This is a genomic window from Actinomadura sp. 6N118 (assembly GCF_044326415.1).
In the GTDB taxonomy this organism is placed as follows: Bacteria; Actinomycetota; Actinomycetes; order Streptosporangiales; family Streptosporangiaceae; genus Spirillospora.
On sequence record NZ_JBIRAZ010000009.1, the window covers coordinates 249,687 to 270,535 of the forward strand.

A 20,849-nucleotide genomic window follows, 5' to 3' on the forward strand; every position below is an offset into this window, starting at 1 on the left:
GGGTGAATCGGACCGACCGCCTGTACGCCTTGGTGGAGCATCTGCGGGCCTGCGCCCCGCGCCGGGTCAGCGCGCGTGCGCTCGCGGCGCGGTTCGAGGTGAGCGTCCGCACGATCGAACGGGACATCTCCGCCCTCCAGCAGGGCGGCGTGCCGATCTATGCCGACGTGGGGCGGGCCGGCGGCTACACGCTCGACAAGAGCCGCACGCTGCCGCCGCTCAATTTCACGCCCGCCGAGGCGGTGGCCGTCGCGATCACTCTGAGCCGTGCGGAGGGCTCGCCGTTCTCGCGCTCCGCCCGGACCGCCCTGCAAAAGATCGTCGCGGCCATGTCGGCGGCGGACGGCGCGTCCGCGCGCGAGCTCGCCGGGCGCATCCGCCTGCTCGCGCCGCTGGAGGACGACGGGCCCGCCGGCCAGAGAGAGCGGGTCCCCGCGGTCCTGGAGGAGGCGGTGTCCGCCCGGCGCGTGGTGCGGCTGGCCTACATCGACAAGGACGGCACCGAGACCGAACGCGACGTCGAGCCGGTGGCGTTCACCGGCGGCACCAACGCCTGGTACCTGATCGGCTGGTGCCGCCTGCGCGGCGACGCCCGCGTCTTCCGCATCGACCGTGTCCGCCGCGCCGCGCTCTTGGAGGAGACGGCCCCCGAACGCCGCTTCGAAGACGTCACCGACGACCCGCCCAACGTCATCGTGAGAGCCCTCGACTTCGTCTGAACGCGGTGCGGCCCGCCCGGCGGGGTGCCGGGCGGGCCGCGTTGTCCGCAGGGTTCGCGGACGCTGTCAGATCAGCCGAGGAGGTGTCGCATCGCCCTCTTCACGAAGTCGTTGCGGGCCTCGGTGGACATGCCCTCTGCGCCGAAGCCGACGTAGACGGTGTCCTTGGTGGTGACGCCGGCACCCTCCTCGAAGGCCTGCTGGCTGCGGGCCCAGTCGTTGGAGGCCGGGGCCGAACCCGTGGGCGGTCCCGCGACGGTCCAGCCGCCGAGGTCGGACTCGAAGGAGGTCTCCGCGAGCGTCGCGCCACCCGCGGTGATCTTCGCGTCGTCGAGGAACACGCCGAGGCCCTGGGTGCCCCAGTCGCTGACGTAGGAGATGGAGATCTCGACCTTCTTGCCCGCGTAGGGCGTCAGGTCGATCGACCATTCCTTGTAGCCGTTGGACTTGCCGCTGGCGGCGTGCCAGGCGCCGGTGGTGCCGGTCGCCGAGCAGTCCTGACCCTGGTAGTGGTTCAGGTGCGGGTGGATCGCACGCCAGCCTGAGGCGCAGCTGTCACCCGTGCCCTGCTGGGTGTTGCCGTTGGCGTCCGGAAGTGTCGTCCAGTCGTCCTGCCCCTCGGTGTGGGCCTCGACGAACATGTAGTCCCAGTTCGGCTCGGTCTCGTAGGAGGATTGGAAGGTGAGCTTCCCGTCGGTCTTGCCGGTCAGGTCGACCGTGCGGGTGAGCCGCTTGTACGACACGTCGGCCTGGCCGCTGTAGACGTACCAGGAGCCGGTGCGCGGGTCGTACGGTGCGCCGCCCGGACGGTCCCACTTGATCGGGGCGCTGGTGGCGAACTGCGGGAACTCCTTCTTCGGCAGGAAGCTCGACGTGCTCAGGAACGACCCGGTGTGGTCCTGGTTGTTCGCCGAGTCGCCGCCGTTGAGCGGGGCCGCGAAGCCGTTGAACTTCCCGTCCACACCCTTGACCGGGTACGGCTTGCCGTCCTGCCCGGTGCCGCCGTCGCTGATGTAGCTGTAGGCACCGAGGTAGTACTGCAGGAAGTCGTTGAACATCGGCAGGCACGGCGGGTCGCTCGGCGTGGTGCACTCCGGTTGGGCCGGGGAGTCCGGCTCGTAGAAGTACGAACCGTCGGCGCCCTGCGCGAAGCCCGCGTACTTGCCGGTGAGCAGCAGCTTGCCGCCCTCGTTGACGTAGTCGCGGACGCTGAGCTCCAGGTCGAAGCCGAGCTTGGCCGCGGTACCGCCAGGCTGGCCGGTCGACCGCGGGATGATGTCGTCTCCGGTCTCCCAGACGACCGCCTTGTAGTGGCTGAGCACACCGAGGTGGTGCGGCGCCTTGCGGCCGTTCTTGTCGATGTCGTAGACGTCGGAGCTGTAGCCCGCCGCCGTCAACGAGGAGGCGTAGGCGCCGGTGTACTTGGCCTGGGTGACGCCCTGGGCCGGGCTGGCGCCCGTGACGTCTTCGGCTGCGAGCACCAGCACCTTGCCGCCGATGTCCGAGGCGACCGTGTAGGTGAACTTCTGGCTGCTCACCTTCTTGTCCTTGTTGCGCGCCTCGAACCAGACCTCGACCTTGTCACCGGCCTTGGTGCCGCGCACCTTGCCGCGGTACTCGCCGAAGTAGTGACGGCCTTCGTCGCCGTACCGTTCGCCGCCCTTCCACTCGCGGACGGAGGTGTTCACGGTGCGGCCGCCGTTCACGCTGTAGCGCAGGCTGAGCCCCTTGAGGGACTTGCGGGCCGTGACCGCCACCGGCTGGGTGCGGCCGTGCGAGACCTCGAACGCGTCGGCGACCAGGTCCGGCGTGGTCTTGCCGACCACGGACACCGGCTTGTCGGGGCTGTGCGAGGACTTGGCCGTCGCGATCGCCAGCGGGAGGTTCTTGAGGTACTCCTGCTGGATCAGCTTCTCGTCGTCCGGGAAGTGGAAGACGCTGGCGCATTCCTCGGGCTTCCACTGGTCGTCCGGGTCGATGGCGCTGATCGTCTGGCAGGTCGACATCTCGGGCGTGTAGGCCAGCACGCCGTGGCGCTCGCCCATGTGGCCGTCGGTGTCGCCGTTGGTGATGTAGAGCTCGGCCCCGAGGTCGGGGTCGTAGCCGGGCACCGCCGGGTGCTCGTCGTCACCGAGCAGTGCCTCGAAGACCTTGTCGTCCGGGCTCGGCGTCTGCTGCTGCCAGCCGACGCCGTAGAGCAGCAGCTCGGCGGCCGAGTGGTAGTTGACCAGCAGCTTGGGCTTGAGCTTGCGGATGAAGGCGTCCTGCACCTTGGTCTCCGGCTCGGAGCCCGGGCCGGTGCCGCGGTAGGTCTGGCTGTCGCGCTGCGGCGAGGAGCCCTCGTTGTCGTAGCCCCACTTGTAGGGGAAGTTGCGGTTGGGGTCCACGCCGTCGGCGGTGGTGATCTGACCGTCGCCGTCGTTGTCGCGGACGTTCTTGCGCCACATCCGGTAGTCGGGGTTGAACGTGAGGTCGTAGCCGTCGACGTTGATGACCGGGATGAACCAGATGTCGGTCGTGTTGACGAGCTTGGTGATCTCGGCGTCCGTGCCGTAGCTGTTCAGGAAGTGGTGCATCGTCCGGCGCACCTGCTCCGGTGTGATCCACTCACGGGCGTGCTGGGCCGCCTGGAAGACCACCGAGGGGCGGCTGCCGCTCGTCGGGTAGGTGCGGGCGCCCTTGGTGACCCGCACCGCGGTGATCGGCTGCCCCTTGAGGGACTTGCCGATGTCCACGGCCCGGGCGATGTTCGGGTGGTCCGCCGCCGCCTTGACGATCTCCTCGCGGAGGTTGCCGGCTCCCGAGTACGGGCGGAACACGTTGCCCTGGGCGGCGAGCGTCCTGGAACGTTCGCTCGCGCTCTTGCCCTTCACCTTCTTTACCTGGAGTGGCACGCCCTTGGCTTGCAGGGCCTGGCCCTGCGCGCGGCTCATCGCGACCTCGACCGGGAGCTTGCCGCCCTGGGCCTTGCCCATGGCGATGTCCTCGTGGTCGAGCCCGAGTTCACGGAGTTTCTTGACGTGGTCCACCGTCAGCTGACCGGTGAACACCTCCATCCGGTCATTGGCACGCGTCGGACCCCCGGGCGCGGCGGTGGCGGGCGAGGCCGCCACCAATCCGGCTCCGAGGGTCAACGCGGCGAAGAATGAGGTGACTCTGCGCCTCATTGCGCCTCCATGGCACTCAAGGGGATTGAGGAGTCGTTGGCCGAGCGGGGGCGCACGTAGATCTCCTCAGAGTGAGGTCAGCGTCCACGAGTCGGTAAGAGTGGTCAATGCCTTATCTGAGGTTTGTTCAGATTTGCCAGCTTTGGGGTGGGGGTTCGCATCGTTGCCAGACGTTGACAGAAACACCGACAGGGGGTTGTCGCGACGGCGCTGGACGCTGGTCCTGCAAACGGCCAAGTCATCCGTTGTGGAGGAGACCAATGACAGTTCCCACGTTCAATACCGTCGCGTGGTTCCAGGTGGGGGCCGCGGCGCCCGAGGACGCCCGGCGCTTCTACGGCGAGCTGTTCGGCTGGCGGTTCCAGATCGACCCGGACGACGACGGATATGACCTGATCAGCTACCCGGGCGACGACCGCCCGAGCGGCGGTCTGGCCTACGGCGGCACGGACGCGTACATCGAGGGCACCGACGACCAGGCGCTGTTCCTGGTGCTCGTCGAGGATGTGGCGGCCATGTGCGAACGCACCGAGCGCCTCGGCGGCAAGGTCGTACGGCCCATGGCCACGACCGGTTCCGGCCTGAAGTTCGCGTACGTGGTCGATCCGTCGGGCAATCGGTTCGGCGTCTTCACACCTCCGCTGCCGCCCGCCTGACCAGAATTGGTCAGGGCACGTCATGGGGCCTCCACGTGGCGTGGAGGCCCCCACGGGCTTCAAGGCTCCACCGGCTTCAACGTGCCAGCGAGCACTCGTTCGGCAGGTCCCCGGTCGCAGGGCGGGGGAGAGTGGCGTCAGGCGGCGGAGCCTCGCCCCCCGTCGTCCAGCCTTCCAACGCGGTGAACGCGCTGCGGAAGCACGGCAGGATCGGCCGGATCCGCGCAGAACCCTGTACAGCGGCCAACCCGTCCACATGGTTGCCGCCCTCGATCCGGTAGTACCGGTGCAGCCGGTCCCGGCCCCGCGTGCGCACGAGCCGTTCGTACACGTCGGAGTCGAGAGAGATCGGCAGTAGCGTGTCCAGCGTGCCGTGCAGGGTGATGAGCGGGCGGCCGATGCGTCCGTTCAGCGAGATCTTCTGGACCGCCTTGCGCACCGAGCGCGGCCGTGACGCGTAGTCGTAGTCGGCGTCGCAGGCAGGCGTGCCGGACGCGCAGAACGGAGTTCCCGCCTCAGTGGAGCCGTCGTACGCGGGATCGAGCTCCTCACGGTAGATGCGCTGCGTGAGGTCCCAGTAGACCTTGAAATGGAAGTCCCACAGGAAGGATGAGTCCGCCGGGAAGCCCGCTGCCTGGACCTCCGCGGTGTCTCCCGCCGCATATCCGCGTAGCGCGCGCGGGAGGAACGTCAGCAGATTCGGACCGTGCGCTCGCCAGAGGGTGCCTTCCCAGTCGACGCCGCCGTCGTACAGCCCGGGGTGGTTTTCGAGCTGCCAGCGCACGAGGTAGCCGCCGTTGGAGACGCCTGCGGCATAGGTGCGGCGGGCCGGTCGCCTGTAGTGGCTCGCGACCGCCTTCTTGGCGGCCTTGGTGAGCTGGGTGAGGCGGTGGTTCCACTCGGCGATGGCGTCTCCGGGCCGGGCGCCGTCCCGGTAGAACGTCGCGCCCACGTTCCCCTTGTCGGTCGCGGCGTAGGCATAACCCTTGGCCAGGGCCCAGTCGGAGATCGTGAAGTCGTTCGCGTACTGCCCCCGAACACCCGGTGACCCGGCCACGACGAGCCCGCCGTTCCAGCGCGCCGGCAGGCGGATCACGAACTGCGAGTCATGGTTCCAGCCGTGCGCCGCGTTGAACGTCGAGGTGTCAGGGAAGTACCCGTCGACCTGCACGCCCCGTACACCGGTCGGATTCCGGGCCCCGGCCGGATGCAGCCCTGCCCAGTCAGCCGGAATGGTGTGCCCGGACGCGACCGTCCCAGCCGTGGTCAAGTCGTCCAGACAAGCGCTGACCTGCCTCTCCGCTCCCGGCACCCGGACCGCGCCACACCCTGCGTTTCCCGGCGCCGCCGCGTGGCTTGGTGCGGGGGCTATTACTGCTGCTGCGGCTAGAGCCAGGCCGAGAGCAAGGCCTGCCACGATGCTGCTCGGGGCCGATTGGGGGCGGGGCGGTTTCATGGCGGCTCCTAGGGGTGGGGAGTTCCGCCCTCATGGTGCTGAGGTGTGGTGACGTGGGCCACGTGGCCGGACGCCACATTGCGCCGCGTTCGAATGTCGTTTGTCGCCAGGTGAGGGACCCTCGCGTCGGCGAGGCAGCACTGCCTTCTGCGGACTGTCTCCAGGTCGGCGGCACCATATTGAGGCCAGGTGGGGCCTTTCTACGTGGCGGAGCCACATAGCGAGCTGTCGAGAGATGTGTAAGGGCTCCTGACCTCGGTGTGATGTGGGTTAGCCCCGTGTTTTCGCGCTGGATTGTGTGTTGAACCCACATGGAACGGTCCCGGAACGCGACTTAGTGTCCTGCGTCACACCCCGGAGTTGTGGCTCCGGGCCACCCCGCTATCCGGAGGAGGCCGCATGGACGGTCCTGTTCTGCGTGCACAGGGCCTGGTGAAGGAGTTCCGCGGGTTCCGCGCCGTGGACGGCGTGGACCTGGACGTGGCGGACGGCAGTGTGCACGCGCTGGTCGGCCCGAACGGCGCGGGCAAGACCACGCTGTTCAACCTGCTCACCGGATTCCTCAAACCCAGCGCCGGCCGGATCCAGCTCGGTGACCGCAACCTCACCGGGCGGCGGCCCGAACAGGTGGCGCGGCTCGGCGTGGCCCGCTCGTTCCAGATCACGAGCCTCTTCGCGCAGCTCACCCCGCGGGAGCATCTGCAGCTGGCACTTGCCGGCGGCAGCGGGATCACTTGGCGGTTCTGGCGTTCGGAACGTGCGCTGGATCGGTTCTCGGCGCGTGCCATGGAACTGCTCGACCAGGTGGGGCTGGCCGCGCAGGCGCACACCCCGGCGGGGACGCTCGCGTACGGGCGCAAGCGGGCCCTGGAACTGGCGCTCGCCCTGGCCCTCGACCCCAAGGTGCTGCTGCTCGACGAGCCCACGGCGGGGATGGGCGTCGAGGACATCGACCGGACCGTGGACCTCGTCCAGAAGGTGCGGCAAGGACGGACGGTCGTGCTCGTCGAGCACAACATGAACGTCGTCTCGCGGCTCGCCGACCAGGTCACGGTCCTGCAGAACGGCCGCGTGCTGGCCGAAGGGCCGTACGACCAGATCCGCGACGACCCGCGGGTCATCGCCGCCTACCTCGGCGAGGCACCGGCGGAGACCGGGGGAGCGGAGGAAGCCGGAGGAGCGACGAAGGCCGGAGGAGCGGCGGACTCCGCCGGGGGAGGGGACGCGCATGTTGCGGATTGAGGGATTGTCGGCCTGGTACGGCGAGGCGCAGGTCCTGCGCGAGGCCGACCTGGAGGTGCGCGAGGGCGAGATCGTCACGCTGGTCGGCCGCAACGGCGCGGGCAAGACCACGCTGCTGCGGTGCGTGATGGGCATGCACGGGCGTGCCGAGGGGCGCGTCTCGTTCGTCGACGAGGACGTCACGCGGCTGGCGGTGCACCGGCGGGTGCGGCGCGGCCTCGGGTACGTGCCGGACGACCGCGGCATCTACGCCACGCTCAGCGTCGAGGAGAACCTCACCCTCCCGCCGCGCGTCGGGCCCGATCCGTGGTCGCTGGAACGGGTGTACGAGACCTTCCCGCGACTGAAGGACCGGCGCGGTTTTCCCGGGACGAAGCTCTCCGGAGGCGAGCAGCAGATGCTCGCCCTCGCCCGGGTGCTGCGCATGGGCGCGCGGCTGCTGCTGTGCGACGAGCCCACCGAGGGCCTGTCCCCGCTGATCGTCCGGCAGATCGGCGACATCCTCCGCGAGGTCAAGGCACAGGGCGTGACCGTGCTGCTCATCGAGCAGAACGTGCACTTCGCCGCGACCGTCGCCGACCGCCACTACCTGCTCGCCGAGGGCCGGATCGTCGAGTCGCTCGACAACGACGAGATGAAGGCCCGCGAGGGCGAGCTCCTCGAACACCTCGGAATCTGAGACCCACCGGACTTAGGAGAAACGCGGATGAAGGCACTGGGACGCGCGGCCGCCGTGGCCGCGGCGGGAACGATGCTGGCGGGCTGCGGGGGCGGGCCGGGCGGGAGCGGCGGCAAGATCAGCGACGGCAAGGTGGTGCTCGCCGTCCTCAACGACCAGTCGGCCATCTACGCCGACCTGTCCGGCAAGAACAGCGTCGAGGCGGTCAAGATGGCCGTCGCCGACTACAAGGCCAAGTACGGCGACAAGGCCGTCACCGAGAAGATCGACGTCATCGCGGCCGACCACCAGAACAAGCCCGACATCGCCAATTCCAAGGCGCAGGAGCTGTACGACCGGCAGAAGGCCGACACGATCATGGACGTCCCGACGTCCTCGGCGGCCCTGGCCGTGGCCAACATCGCCAAGACCAAGAAGAAGGTCTTCCTCGACATCGGCGCCGCGACCACCGCGCTGGAGGGCGCGAACTGCAACAAGTACACGTTCCACTACGGCTACAACACGTACATGCTGGCGCACGGCACCGGCGACACGGTGACCAAGGACGGCGCCAAGAACTGGTACGTCGTCTATCCGGACTACGCGTTCGGCCAGGACATGAACAAGAGCTTCTCCGCGGCGGTCCTGGGCGCGGGCGGCAAGATCGTGAAGAGCGACCCGGCGCCGTTCCCGAACGACAACTTCTCCACGTTCCTGCTCAAGGCCCCGGGGCTGAACCCCAAGCCGCAGGTGCTCGGCACCATGCAGGCCGGGGGCGACCTCGTCAACCTGGTGAAGCAGTACAACGAGTACAAGCTGCGCGACAAGGGCATCGGGCTCGCGGTCGGGCTGATGTTCCTCACCGACATCCACTCGCTGGGCGCGGACGCGCTGGCCGGGACGAAGTTCACCGACCCCTGGTACTGGAACGCCGACCAGGGCAACCGGGCCTGGGCCGACAAGTTCCTCGCCAAGACCGGCAAGCGGCCGACGTTCGCGCACGCCGCCAACTACAGCGCGGCGCTCCAGTACCTCGACGCCGTGCAGCGCGCCGGAACCGACAAGTCCGACGACGTGGTCAAGCAGCTCGAAGGCCACAAGTTCGAGGACGTCTTCGCCAAGAACGCCACCATCCGCGCCCAGGACCACCTGCTCCTGCACGACGTGGCGCTCGCCCAGGTCAAGCCGTCCAGCGAGGTCAAGGAGCCCTGGGACTACGAGAAGGTCCTCAAGACCATCCCGGCCGACCAGGCGTTCCAGAAGCCCGACCCCGCCTGCAAGCTCTAGCCGCCCCGCCCTCGTAGGGAGGTCATCATGCTCGAACAGGCCTTCAACGGCCTGGTGGGCGGGGCGTTCTTCGCCCTGCTCGCCCTGGGGCTCGCCGTCATCTTCGGGATGTTGGGCGTCGTCAACTTCGCCCACGGCGCGTTCTACATGCTCGGCGCGTTCGGCGCCTTCGTCCTGCTGGACTCGTTCGGCGTGAACTTCTGGGTCGCGCTGTTCGCGGTGCCGGTCGTGCTCGGCGTGGTGGGCGTCGTGCTGGAACGGCTGTTCATCCGGCGCCTCGCCCCGCTCGATCCGCTCTACAACTTCCTCTTCACGTTCGGCCTCACGCTGATCCTGCAGGACCTGATCAAGAGCCGGTACGGGGTGCAGTCGCAGCCCTATCCGCGGCCGTCGGCGCTGTCGGGCTCGCTCGACCTCGGGCTCTTCACCTACCCGACGTACCAGGTCTTCGTGCTGGCGATGTCGCTGGCGGTCTGCGCGCTGGTCTGGCTCGCGCTCACCCGCACCCGGGTCGGCATGATCGTGCGCGCGGCGACCGAGAAGCCCGAGCTCACCCGGGCCCTCGGTATCGACGTCGGCCGCTGGGTCACGCCGGTGTTCGGCTTCGGCATCGCGCTGGCCGGGCTGGCGGGCGTGCTCGCCGCTCCGATGCGCGCGGTCAACCCGCTGATGGGCGCCGACCTGATCATCACGGTGTTCGCGGTGGTCGTGATCGGCGGGCTGGGTTCGATCTTCGGATCGGTCACGGCGGGCTTCGCGATCGGGCTGGTGTCGGCGCTGGGCAATCTGTACGTGCCCGCGCTGTCGCAGACCCTGGTCTTCATCCTGATGGCCGCCGTGCTCCTGTGGCGACCGGCCGGCCTCTTCGGCCGCGAGGAGGCGATGTCGTGATCCTTTCCAAGCTGGCCGCGCGGCCGGTCCTCCTGCTGTTCGGGCTGGTCGCCGCGTTCGCGCTGCCCTGGATGATCTATCCGCCGGTCGCGATGGACATCGCCTGCTGGGCGTTGTTCGCAGCGGCGCTCGACCTGCTGCTCGGCTTCACGGGGCTGTTGTCGTTCGGGCATGCCGCGTTCTGGGGCGGCGCCGCGTACGCCGCCGGGCTGATCGCGGTGCACTGGGGTGTGCCGTTCCCGGTGGCGGTGCTGGGTGGTGCGCTTTTCGCGGCGGTGCTCGCCGTGCCGATCGGCTATCTGTCGGTACGGCTGCGCGGCATCTACTTCGCCATGGTGACGCTCGCGTTCGCCCAGATGGTCTATTTCGTGGTCAACCAATGGCGTGACCTGACGGGAGGAGAGAACGGTCTGCAGGGCGTGCCCCGGGAGTTTTTCGGGGTGGATCTGTCGGACCCGTTCTTCTTCTACTACGCGGGCCTGCCGTTCGTTCTGCTCGGGCTCTTCGCGGTTTGGCGGATCGTGCGTTCGCCGTTCGGTCGCGTTCTGGTGTCAATCCGCGACAACCCGGCGCGCGCGCAAGCGCTCGGCTATCCGGTCGAACGCTACAAACTGCTGGCGTTCGTTCTCTCGGCTGGGCTGTCGGGACTTGCCGGCGGCCTCTATGCCATCAGCCACGGCTTCGCTTCGTTGCACGAGGTCTACTGGACGACGTCCGGCCAGGCCGTGATGGCGGTCGTCCTCGGCGGCATCGGCACGTTGTGGGGCGGCGCGATCGGCGCGGCGCTGATCGTCGAGCTGAACGACTACCTGGCCACCGCGGGCTTCACCGAGACCGGGCTGGTCACCGGCGGCATCTTCGTGGTGATCGTGCTGGTGTTCCGGCGCGGAGTCTGGGGTACGGCCCGTGACCTCATCGCCGCCCGCACCGCCCAGCGGAGCCCGTCCACGGGGACGGACGCTGCGGGGACGGACACGGCGGCCGGTCAGGCTGAGGCGCCGGACCGGCAGGAAGTGACCGCGCGGTGACAGCGACGAGCACGGCCCGTTCGGGGGAGGGCCTGGACCTCTCGGGACGGCGGGCGCTGGTGACCGGCGGGGCGAGCGGGATCGGGCGCGCCTGCGCGGCCCGGCTCGCCGCCGCCGGCGCCCAGGTGACCATCGTGGACATCCGGGCCGACGTGGCCCGCGCGACCGCCGCCGAGATCGGCGCGGCCGCGCTCGCCGCCGACCTGTCCGACATGGCGGCCATCGACGCGCTGGACTTCGGTGACGCGGACATCGTGGTCAACAACGCCGGGGTCCAGCATGTGGCGCCGGTCACCGAGTTCCCGCCCGACACGTTCGCCCAGATCATGCGGATCATGGTGGAGGCGCCGTTCCGGCTGGGCCGCCGGGTGCTCCCCGGCATGTACGCGCGCGGCTGGGGCCGGATCGTCAACGTCTCGTCGATCCACGGCCTGCGCGCCTCGCCCTACAAGGTCGCGTACGTGACGGCCAAGCACGCGCTCGAGGGCCTCTCCAAGGTCTTCGCCCTCGAAGGCGCCGCCCACGGCGTGACCTCGAACTGCGTGAATCCCGCGTACGTGCGCACACCACTGGTCGAGGCCCAGATCGCCGACCAGGCAGCCGCGCACGACCTGCCGCCCGCCGAGGTCCTGGAGAAGATCATGCTCGCCCGCGCGGCCGTCCGGCGCCTGATCGAGCCGGAGGAGGTCGCCGAGATGGTCGCCTATCTGTGCTCGCCGGCCGCGGCGATGGTGACCGGCGCCTCGTTCGCCATCGACGGCGGCTGGACGGCGCACTGAGAATGCGCGCACTGAGAATGCCCGCACTGAGCATGTCACCGGCGATGTCATCGACAATGGTCGGACCATGACCTGCGCCATCTTCCTCGAACTGCTCGCCCGGGAGGCCTCCCCAGTCGAGTTCGAGGCCCCGCTCCTGGAAGCCCGCGCCGCCGGCGCGCCGCCGGAGGAACTGGCCGAGCTCGAACGGACCAAGCTCGCCGCCCTGCGGGTGCGGACGCTCCTGGAGCGCCGCGCCCGCCGGGAGGCGGAGCTGTCGGCCCTCTTCGACACCGCGAGCGACCTCGCCGGGCTGCGCGACCTCGACGCGGTGCTGGAGGCGATCGTCCGCCGTGCCCGCCGCCTCCTGCACGCCGACATCTCGTACATGACCTTGAACGATGACGAACGCGGCGACACGTTCATGCGCGTGACCGACGGCTCGGTGTCGGCGGCGTTCCGTGCCCTCCGTCTCCCCATGGGCGCCGGCCTGGGCGGCCTGGTGGCCCAGACCGCGACGCCCTACACCAGCGCCGATTACCCGGCGGACGAACGCTTCCATCACCTGTCGTTCATCGACAGCGCCGTGGGCGAAGAAGGCCTCGTGGCCATCCTCGGCGTCCCCATGCGCCTGGGCGGCCGCGTCATAGGCGTTCTGTACGCGGCCAACCGCAGTGCCCGCCCCTTCGTACAGGAAGAAGTGACGCTCCTCGGCTCGCTGGCAGCCCACGCCGCCATCGCCATCGACAACGCCCGGCTCCTGGAAGAGACCCGGGCCGCCCTGGACGAGCTCTCCTCCGCCAACAAGCTCATCCAGGCCCGCAGCACGGCGGTGGAACGAGCCGCCCAAGCCCACGACCGCATGACGGCTCTGGTGGTTCGAGGCGGCGGCGTCGAGGACGTGGCGGCAGTGGTCACGGACGTCCTGGGCGGCGCCTTGGTCGTCCTGGACGCGGAAGGCCGTCGCCTGGCGGCCCTGGGCGAAGCCGGTGACCTGAACGAGGCCGACATCGAAGCCGCCGCGACCGCCTCCCGGTCCCTCGGCCGCACCGTTCAACGCGGTGGCCTGTGGGTCACCTCCATGGCTGCCGGAGCCGAGGCTCTGGGCACCCTCGTCCTCCGTACGTCCGACGACATGCCCGACCCCGACCAGCGCATCCTCGAACGTGCCGCCCTCGTGACCGCCCTGCTCCTCCTCTTCCGCCGCAGCGTCGCCGAAGCCGAAGGCCGCGTTCGCGGCGAACTCCTCAACGACCTCCTCGCGGGCCGCGCCGACCAGGAGGCCCTCCGCGACCGCGCCAAGCTCGTCGGCGTGGACCTCACCGCCCCGCACATCCTCGTCGTGGCCCGCCACAACGGCGACCGCCAGCGCGCCGCGTTCTGGGCCACGTCCCATGCCGCCCTGCGCCAGGGCCTGGTCGCCGCCCGCGGTGACGAGGTGATCCTGTTGCTGCCCGGCACGAGTCCCGGGCCCGAAGCCCGCCAGGTGGCCCGGGACCTGTCGGCGGCCCTGGGCGGACCCGCCACCGCCGGTGCCGCCGGCCCGCTCGACACACCCACCGACATCGCCCCCGCCCACCGCGAAGCCGAGCGTTGCGCCGAGGCGCTGCTCTCCCTAGGCCGTTCCGGCGACGGCGCGAGCTCGGACGAACTCGGCTTCGTGGGCCTCCTGGTCGGCGACGGCCGCGACGTACCGGCGTTCCTGTCGTCCGCCCTGGGCCCCGTCCTCGCCTATGACGAACGCCGCGGCACCGCCTTGATCCAAACCTTGGAGACCTACTTCGCCGCAGGTTGCAGCCTCTCCAGATCCGCCGAACGCCTTCACATCCACGTCAACACGGTCACCCAACGCCTAGACCGCGTGGCGCAACTCCTAGGCGAAGACTGGCAGTCGCCGGACCGCTCCCTGGAGCTCCAGCTAGCCCTACGTCTAAACCGCCTCCGCACCGCCCTCTAGCCGCACTCGCCAGAGTCCGGCCTCGCCGTCCGTAGGCTGACCAATGTGTATCGACCAAGTGCGGGCTTCAGGCGCACTGCCGAAGAACGGCGCGATCAGCTGCTCTCGTGGAACCGGGGCGACACGGCGTTCTTTGCCGCCGGAGCGTGCCACATCCTTGCGTACGCGTTCTTGGAGAAGCATCCGGAGGCCGGATTTTATCCCGTCGGCCTCTGGCCATGTGGAGCAAAAGACCCGAGCCACGTCTACGTCACGGACGGCACGTGGGCGTTCGACCATGACGGATGGACCTTGCAGTCCGAATTGCTGGCCGTCACACGTGCCGCCGAACCAGACGCCGACTTCCAGCCACGCCCGATCCCCATCAACCTCGGTGACTACTGCGCCCGCTACAACCACCGGCCCCGGCATCTCTTTGCGTTCGATCCATGGGAACGCGCCTTGCGATACATCGCACAGTTCGAACGCGGGCCGTGAAAGTCGGTCATTTTGTTCGCTGCCGGGTGGCCTGCCACCAGCTGCGCATCTGTTCCATGGATTTCTTGTTGTGCTCGCGGACCGACTGCGGTGTCCGGGAGCTCGATTGGAAGGCGCCCACCTTGGCCTGGCGCGGGATTCCCTCGGAATCTTTCCAGCGGATGCTGGCGTCGGAGACATCGAAGGCGATGATGGACGCGGTCGGAATGCGGATGGTGCGCAGGGAGCCGCGGATGGTGATCTCGCCGGGGCGGCAAATGGCGGCAAGGCGATAGGCGCGTGAGACCACCAGCAATCCAGCGACGAGGATCATGAGGATCGAGACGCGGAGGACCGCTTTGCCCACGGCTGAGTCTCCCGCCAGGCTGTGCACAACAGAGCCGGGGAACCAGAGGGTCGGAGACAGCGCCACGAAAATACAAGCGGGCGCCACCCGGGTGGTGAGCTTGGGACGCAGGACCAATTCCTCCATGAAGATCAGATGTTTTCATGCCCTGCCCGGTTCCGCCATGGTCGTCCCGGGGCCGGCAGGGGATGGCAGGGGGTCGCGGGCCAGGACCAGCGATTTAAGGGATGAACCTTCGCGCTGGAGAGCTCCGTAGAACGGGCGGAGATCGCCCGTGGAAGGAGCGAATTCGTGCGGAGTACCAGACTGGTGGCCGGCCTGCTGGGGGTCCTGTGCCTGGCGGGAACGGCGGCGTGCGACTCGGGGGAGCAGCGCTTCGCAGGATTGGTGGCCGGTACGTCTTCGGCCGCCTGCGCGCAAGTACAGCAGCAGATCTCGGCCGGGCAGGCCGTGGACGTCGGCGCAGCCAAACAGTGTGACCAGGTCGAATTCGCCGCCCTCGAACTGGAGCGGCAGGCCGCCAGAGCCCGCGGCGAGCAACCGGCCGTTCTCAACAGCAACACGTGCGAGGCGGTGAACGCACGGGCGGCTCAGGGCGATCCCGCGCTCGATTTCGACCTCGCGTTCCACTGCCGCCAGCGTGAACGGTTCGCCAACGCCACGAACGCGCAGACCGGCGCTGGACCGGCGAAGAAGGTGACCTCGCTCTGCCTGGGCGCCCGCGCGAAGAAGGCGCGCGGCGAAGCGGTCGACGCGTTCACCGAGTCGTTCTGCGGGCCGGAGGAGGCCGCGGCGGCGGCGCAGCAGACCGGCTCAGCCACCGGCGGGGCCAACCCAGGCCCGGCGCAAGGCTCGGTGCTGACACACCCTGAAGCCGCGTAGACCCAGCCAACCGCACCGGCCGAATAGGTGCCTGGCGCGCCCCTGTTCTCCGCAGCCGCGGCGTCGGGCGCAGTCCGGTCACGCCACGGGGGTGAGCGCCGTGCCCAGCAGGACCATGCGCAGCGCCCGCTCCGCTCCGTCGGCGAGGATCTCCTCGCCGCGCGAGATGGCCTCGGCGAGCGGCATCGGCCCGGGCAAGATCCCCGCGAACGCGTCGATGCCGCTGCCGTAGACAAGGTGGGCGTCCGGGCCGATGGTCCCGGCCAGGGCGAGGACGGGCCTGCCGTACCGTTTGGCGCGGCGGGCCACTTCGGCCGGGATCTTCCCTCGCGAGGTCTGCCGGTCGATCGTCCCCTCGGCGGTGATGACCAGATCGGCGCCGGCGAGCAGCCGGTCGAGGTCCACCTGTTCGAGCAGCACCTCGAAGCGGGGCAGCAGGCGCGCCCCGATGGCGGCGAGCCCGGCGCCGAGGCCGCCCGACGCGCCCGTCCCCAGGCCGGTACGCAGGTCGACGCCGGTCGGGCCGAGGTCGCGTTCCAGAACCCGGGCCCATCGGCACAGGGCTCGATCGAGCAACTCGACCTGGGCGGCCGTGGCCCCCTTCTGCGGCCCGTACACGCGGGCGACGCCGTCCTCGCCGCACAACACGTTGAACGGGTTGCACGCGACCAGAAGCTCAACCTTGGCCAGGCGGGGATCGAGCCCGGACGCGTCGATGCGATCAAGACGTTCCAGCACGGCCCCGCCCGAGGCGAGCTCCCGCCCGGCGGTGTCCAGCAGGCGGATCCCGAGCGCCCGCAACGCCCCCGCGCCGCCGTCGGACGTGCCGGAGTCGCCGCAGCCGACCAGGACACGATCGACTCCCGCGTCCAGCGCCGCGCCGATCAGCTCGCCGACGCCGTATGTCGTCGTCAGTCCCGGATCGCGCGCGTCGCGGGGCACCAGCCGCAGCCCCGCAGCCGCGGCCATCTCGACCACGGCGGTACGCGGACCCGGCCCGTCCAGGACCGCGAAGTGGGCGTCCACCGGCGCCCCCACCGGGCCGGTGACCCGGTGCGGGACGACCCGTCCGCCGGTCGCCGCCGCCAGGGCCCGCGCCGACCCCTCACCCCCGTCCACCAGCGGGATCGTGGCGATCGAGGCGTCCGGCACGACGCGGCGGACCCCGCGGGCGATCCCGGCCGCGACCTCGTCGGCGGTCAGCGACTCCTTGAACCCGCTTGGGGCGATGACGATGCGCAACTAGAGCTCCTTCGATGGGTCAGCGGACGGGCAGGCCGAGCAGCGGCCACACCAGCAGGGCGAAGACGAACACCAGCGCGGCCGTGACCGGTGCGAGCACCGCCGAAGTCCGCAGCAGGTCACGGGAGGTGTAGGTGACGGCGCCGTCCACCGTGTGGAACAGCGCCACCGGCTTGGCCGAGGACGGCAGGGTCTGGCAGAACCCGGCCGCCGCCGTCGAGGCGAACGCGGCCGCCGCCGGGGCGACCCCCGCGCTCACCGCCGCCGTGATCACCAAGGGGACCAGCACGCCGGACCGCGCCGACCGCGACTGGAGCACCAGGTGGGCCAGGGTGCTCACGGCGACGACGGCACCCAGGAACAGCCAGGCGGGCGGCGCCCCCGAGCCGATGACCGGGCCGAACACCGCGCGGCCCAGCCACGCGGCGGCGCCGGACGAGGTCAGCGCGAACCCCATGGCCGTGGTGGCGGCCAGGAACAGCAGCAACGTCCACGGGATGGTCGCCAGCGCGTCCTTCATCCGGATCGTCCCCAGCCACGGCGACACGGTCACGATCGTTCCGATCAGCGCCACCACCGCCGGCGGAACGCCGTGCAGCGGCTCGCTGCACCACAGCACGACGACCACGCCCAGCAACGCGGCCGCGCGCGCCTGCGGATCGGTGAGCGGCCCGGTCACCCTGACCTCCGCCGCCTCGCCGATCTCCTCGGCGCTGACGTGCACCGGAACCCGGCGGTCCGCACGGCTTGTGGTCATCAGAAGGATCAGCTCGGCGGCCACGTGCGAGGAGACGAAAGCCAGCGGCGTGCCGAGCAGCAGCCAGTGCACGAACCCGATGCGCTCACCGGTGGCGTGCGCCAGCATCTCGGCCGTGATCAGGTGGGCGCCCGCGCCGATGAGCGTGGCGACGGCCGACAGCAAGATCACCGTTGGGAAGACCAGCGCCAGTGCGAGCACCACCCGGCGACGGCCGCCCAGCGCCCTGGCCAGCGCCACGAACACCGGCAGAGCCAGCGCGGCCCTGCCCGAGGTCGCCGGGACGGCGAACGCGCTGGCGACCAGCGCCGCCGTGGTCAGATGGACCAGCTGCCGTACGGTGCCGGCCCCGGACACGAAGAACGCCGCCGCCCTGGTCGCCAGCCCCGTCCGCGACACCCCGGAGGCGATCACGAACGCGCAGATCAGCAGCCAGATCGTCGGCTCGCCGAGGCTGCCGAACAGCACGTCCGGCTCCAGGACCTGCGTGACCACCAGGACGAGCCCGGCGGTCAGCGCCACGTACGCGTCGTCGACCGGGCTGAACATCCACAGCAGCGTCGCGACCGCGAACACCGCCAGCGTGACGCGCCCCTCCCCGCTCAGGTCCGCGCCGGGCCCGAAGGCGATCGCAACGCAGACCGCCACGGCCGCCGTGCCGAGCAGAACGTGCCGCGCCCATCCAGCCCGCGCCCATCCAGCCCGCGCCCATCCAGCCCGTGCCCATCCACTCCGGGCCACCGCCGTCGGGCCCGATTCCACCGCCACCCATGCCTCCCCGCGTCGCCTTCCGATCGGACATTTCGATCATCTGGACGGGCGGTGAGGCGTTCATGAACGGTTGATGAGCCGATCTTCATCTGATCGGTCAGGGCAGGCGGTACCCCATGCCGCGCACGGTCTCGACGCGGTGGTCGCCCAGCTTCCTGCGCAGCGCCCGCACGTAGACGTCGACAATGTTGGAACCGGGGTCGAAGTCGTAGCCCCACACATGCGACAGGATTTGCTCGCGTGACAGCACCTGCCCGGGATGCCGCAGGAACAGCTCCAGCAGGACGAACTCGCGCGACGTCAGATCCACGGTGCGGTCCTCCGACCTGGCGCGCCGCGTCCGCAGGTCGAGTGCGAGGTCGCCGGAGCGCAGCACGGTCACCTCAGGCGCCCGGGCGGCGCCGCGCAGCCGCAGCCGCACCCGTGCCAGCAGCTCCTCGAACCGGAACGGCTTGGTCATCCAGTCGTCCGCGCCGCCCTCCAGGCCCGCCACGGTGTCCTGCACCGAGTCGCGGGCGGTCAGCACGATCACGGGCGTGGTGACCTGAGCCTCGCGCAGCGCCCGCAGCACCGTGAAGCCGTCCTTGCCCGGCAGCCCGATGTCCAGCAGGATCAGGTCGAAGTCGAGGGTGCAGGCGAAGTCGAGGGCCATCTCTCCGTCCTCGGCCACCGACGTGCTGAACCCGTTGGCCCGCAGCCCCTTCTCGATGAAGGCCGCGATCCGCTCCTCGTCCTCGACGATGAGGATCCTGTTCACTCGTGGGCCCCCTGTCTCTCGCGCCCCGCCCGGGGCAGGTCGAGCTCGAACCGGGCGCCCCGGCCGGGCGCGCTGTCGAGCCGTACGGTGCCGCCGTGACCGGACGCGATCGCCGTCACGATCGCCAGCCCCAGCCCGGCGCCCGGTCCCTTCCGCGGTTGCCGCGCCGCGCCGCCGTGCGCGAACGCCGCGCTGCCGTGCGCGAACCGCTGGAAGATCCGTTCCGCGTCGTCGGGATGGACGCCGGGCCCGGAATCGGCGACCCACAGCCGCACCCGGCCGTCGTCCACCGCCGACCCGACGAGTATCCGGCCCCCGGGCTCGGTGTGCTGGACGGCGTTGTGCGCCAGCTGCACCACCGCCTGGGTGACGCGCTGCGGGTCCACGCGCACCTCGGCCTCGCCGATGCCGTCCAGCACCCACTCGCGATCGCCCAGCGCCCGCACCTTGGCGTAGATGTCGCTGGTCAGTTCCATGAGCGGGATCTGCTGGACTTCGACGAAGTCGGGACGTTCGGCCTTGGCCAGCAGCAGCAGGTCCTCGACGATGCGGCTCATGCGGTCCAGCTCGTCGGTGACCAGCCGCAGCGTCTCCTCCCGCTCCTGCGGATCGTCGCCCATCACCTCCAGGTGCCCGCGCACGATCGTGATGGGGGTGCGCAGCTCGTGCCCGGCGTCGTCGAGAAAGCGCCGCTGCGTGCTGAACGCCTGGTCAAGACGGTCGAGCATGGCGTTGAACGTGGCGGCCAGCTCACCCACGTCGTCGCGCCGGTGCACGGGGATGCGCCGGGCCAGGTCCTGCTCGGTGATCTCGGCGGCGGTCCGGCGGACCAGCCGTACCGGAGCCAGGATCCGCCCCGACACCACCCAGGCGATCCCCGCCCCGCCCAGCAGCGCGACCCCCGACACCGTGCCCATCACCTGCATCGTCCGGGTGACCTCGGCGAAGTCGCGGTCGATGAAATAGGCGATGACGAACGTGGCGGGCCGTCCACCGCCCCGCGGCTCGGCCCGCACCTTCGCCCAGCGGATCTCCCCGGCCGGGCTGGACGTGCGCCCCGTCGGCCCCGGTGCCTTCAGGATCCGCGCCATGACCGCCGCGTCGCTGGCCAGGTTGTACGGGCCCTGCCGGTCCTGGTGCAACACGGTGCCGTCGGCCTGCACGCCGAGCAGCACTTCATCGTGGTCGGCGTACTGGCGGCTCAGGTGCGTGTAGAGCAGGCGGTCCGCATCGGTGAACGGGCGGCCGGTGGCCGGGTCCGTGCCCTGCTCGGCGAACCTCTCGAACTCGCGGGACTCCTGTTCCAGCAACTGCCTGCCGTCGGCCTCGATCTCTGTGACCAGGATCGCGCGGACGGCCAGCGCCACCGAGCCGAGCGCCGCCGCCATGGCGACCATCAGCCACAGCAGAATGCGGGTGCGTGCCGACAGCCACGGCCACCCGCCCCGGTCAGCCGTCATCCCCGTCGTCGCCACCGGCGCCATCGTCGTCGTCGTACACCGGCGGCGGCTGCGGCACCACCGTCCGCCTTGACGGGCCCGGGGACTTGGGCGCCCGTGTGGACGGCGGCGCCGGGCTGCCGCTCGTGTCTTGCGGGCTGGTGGCCGGGGTGCCGCTCGGGGTGGTCGGGATGCCGCTCGGGGAACCGGAGGAATCGCCTCCCACCTGGACCCGCGGCGGAACAGCGGGCTCCCCCGGCGCATCCGACAGCGCCTGGCTGACCGTGGCGATCCCAAGAGGAAACACCACGATCGCGCCAAGCACCGCGACGCGTTGTTTCATGCTCATGACCTCGAGT

19 protein-coding genes are annotated in these 20,849 nt (G+C 70.2%); 11 read left to right on the forward strand and 8 right to left on the reverse strand.

Annotated elements, in window-relative coordinates; genetic code table 11:
• The first annotated feature begins 2 nt into the window (after window positions 1–2).
• A complete protein-coding gene (locus ACH34W_RS24685) occupies window positions 3–719 on the forward strand; it encodes a helix-turn-helix transcriptional regulator (protein ID WP_395963380.1) in 717 nt (238 codons plus the stop codon).
• Between the two features lie 71 nt (window positions 720–790).
• On the opposite strand, the gene ACH34W_RS24690 is transcribed toward ACH34W_RS24685, so the two are convergent.
• Window positions 791–3,886 (reverse strand): M14 family zinc carboxypeptidase, encoded by a 3,096-nt coding sequence (locus ACH34W_RS24690; RefSeq protein ID WP_395963381.1) that lies wholly within the window; start codon window positions 3,884–3,886, stop codon window positions 791–793.
• 260 nt (window positions 3,887–4,146) lie between these two features.
• Here ACH34W_RS24690 and ACH34W_RS24695 point away from each other — a divergent pair, with 260 nt between their 5' ends.
• Complete coding sequence (locus ACH34W_RS24695) at window positions 4,147–4,542, forward strand: VOC family protein (RefSeq protein WP_395963382.1); 396 nt, start codon at window positions 4,147–4,149, stop codon at window positions 4,540–4,542.
• Between the two features lie 76 nt (window positions 4,543–4,618).
• Here ACH34W_RS24695 and ACH34W_RS24700 read toward each other — a convergent pair whose 3' ends face one another.
• Window positions 4,619–5,812 (reverse strand): tannase/feruloyl esterase family alpha/beta hydrolase, encoded by a 1,194-nt coding sequence (locus ACH34W_RS24700; RefSeq protein ID WP_395963383.1) that lies wholly within the window; start codon window positions 5,810–5,812, stop codon window positions 4,619–4,621.
• Between the two features lie 585 nt (window positions 5,813–6,397).
• Here ACH34W_RS24700 and ACH34W_RS24705 point away from each other — a divergent pair.
• From ACH34W_RS24705 to ACH34W_RS24740, 8 genes are all read left to right on the forward strand, one after another.
• The gene (locus tag ACH34W_RS24705) at window positions 6,398–7,240 is read left to right on the forward strand and encodes an ABC transporter ATP-binding protein (protein WP_395963384.1); all 843 of its coding nucleotides are present in this window, start codon (window positions 6,398–6,400) and stop codon (window positions 7,238–7,240) included.
• Window positions 7,227–7,919, forward strand: a complete 693-nt coding sequence (locus ACH34W_RS24710; protein WP_395963385.1) for an ABC transporter ATP-binding protein — start codon at window positions 7,227–7,229, stop codon at window positions 7,917–7,919. Before ACH34W_RS24705 ends, ACH34W_RS24710 begins: the two co-directional genes overlap by 14 nt.
• Before the next feature lie 27 nt (window positions 7,920–7,946).
• Window positions 7,947–9,185, forward strand: a complete 1,239-nt coding sequence (locus ACH34W_RS24715) for an ABC transporter substrate-binding protein (RefSeq protein ID WP_395963386.1) — start codon at window positions 7,947–7,949, stop codon at window positions 9,183–9,185.
• A 27-nt stretch (window positions 9,186–9,212) separates the two neighbouring features.
• A complete protein-coding gene (locus tag ACH34W_RS24720) occupies window positions 9,213–10,076 on the forward strand; it encodes a branched-chain amino acid ABC transporter permease (RefSeq protein ID WP_395963387.1) in 864 nt (287 codons plus the stop codon).
• Window positions 10,073–11,104 (forward strand): branched-chain amino acid ABC transporter permease, encoded by a 1,032-nt coding sequence (locus tag ACH34W_RS24725; RefSeq protein WP_395963388.1) that lies wholly within the window; start codon window positions 10,073–10,075, stop codon window positions 11,102–11,104. Before ACH34W_RS24720 ends, ACH34W_RS24725 begins: the two co-directional genes overlap by 4 nt.
• Window positions 11,101–11,883, forward strand: coding sequence for a 3-hydroxybutyrate dehydrogenase (locus tag ACH34W_RS24730; protein ID WP_395963389.1), 783 nt, complete (start codon window positions 11,101–11,103; stop codon window positions 11,881–11,883). Before ACH34W_RS24725 ends, ACH34W_RS24730 begins: the two co-directional genes overlap by 4 nt.
• A 67-nt stretch (window positions 11,884–11,950) precedes the next feature.
• Window positions 11,951–13,819 carry a helix-turn-helix domain-containing protein gene (locus tag ACH34W_RS24735; RefSeq protein ID WP_395963390.1) on the forward strand — a complete coding sequence of 623 codons (1,869 nt, stop codon included), beginning with the start codon at window positions 11,951–11,953 and terminating at the stop codon, window positions 13,817–13,819.
• 45 nt (window positions 13,820–13,864) lie between these two features.
• Window positions 13,865–14,296, forward strand: coding sequence for a hypothetical protein (locus ACH34W_RS24740; RefSeq protein WP_395963391.1), 432 nt, complete (start codon window positions 13,865–13,867; stop codon window positions 14,294–14,296).
• Window positions 14,297–14,303: 7 nt separating this feature from the next.
• On the opposite strand, the gene ACH34W_RS24745 is transcribed toward ACH34W_RS24740, so the two are convergent.
• Entirely contained in the window at window positions 14,304–14,768 is a 465-nt protein-coding gene (locus ACH34W_RS24745) for a hypothetical protein (RefSeq protein WP_395963393.1), read from the reverse strand.
• A 165-nt stretch (window positions 14,769–14,933) separates the two neighbouring features.
• On the opposite strand from ACH34W_RS24745, the gene ACH34W_RS24750 reads away from it, so the two are divergent.
• A complete protein-coding gene (locus ACH34W_RS24750) occupies window positions 14,934–15,524 on the forward strand; it encodes a hypothetical protein (RefSeq protein WP_395963394.1) in 591 nt (196 codons plus the stop codon).
• Window positions 15,525–15,602: 78 nt separating this feature from the next.
• Here the strand turns inward: ACH34W_RS24750 and ACH34W_RS24755 are convergent, their stop codons facing one another.
• The 5 genes from ACH34W_RS24755 to ACH34W_RS24775 all read right to left on the reverse strand — a co-directional run bounded on the left by ACH34W_RS24755 (window position 15,603) and on the right by ACH34W_RS24775 (window position 20,839).
• The gene (locus ACH34W_RS24755; RefSeq protein ID WP_395963395.1) at window positions 15,603–16,766 is read right to left on the reverse strand and encodes a glycerate kinase; all 1,164 of its coding nucleotides are present in this window, start codon (window positions 16,764–16,766) and stop codon (window positions 15,603–15,605) included.
• 19 nt (window positions 16,767–16,785) lie between these two features.
• Entirely contained in the window at window positions 16,786–18,291 is a 1,506-nt protein-coding gene (locus tag ACH34W_RS24760) for an SLC13 family permease (protein WP_395963396.1), read from the reverse strand.
• A 100-nt stretch (window positions 18,292–18,391) separates the two neighbouring features.
• The gene (locus ACH34W_RS24765) at window positions 18,392–19,051 is read right to left on the reverse strand and encodes a response regulator transcription factor (RefSeq protein ID WP_395963397.1); all 660 of its coding nucleotides are present in this window, start codon (window positions 19,049–19,051) and stop codon (window positions 18,392–18,394) included.
• A complete protein-coding gene (locus ACH34W_RS24770) occupies window positions 19,048–20,526 on the reverse strand; it encodes an ATP-binding protein (RefSeq protein WP_395963398.1) in 1,479 nt (492 codons plus the stop codon). Before ACH34W_RS24770 ends, ACH34W_RS24765 begins: the two co-directional genes overlap by 4 nt.
• On the reverse strand, window positions 20,501–20,839 hold the full coding sequence (locus ACH34W_RS24775) for a hypothetical protein (protein ID WP_395963399.1): 339 nt from the start codon (window positions 20,837–20,839) through the stop codon (window positions 20,501–20,503). The genes ACH34W_RS24770 and ACH34W_RS24775 overlap by 26 nt, the downstream gene beginning before the upstream one ends.
• Between the last annotated feature and the right edge of the window lie 10 nt (window positions 20,840–20,849).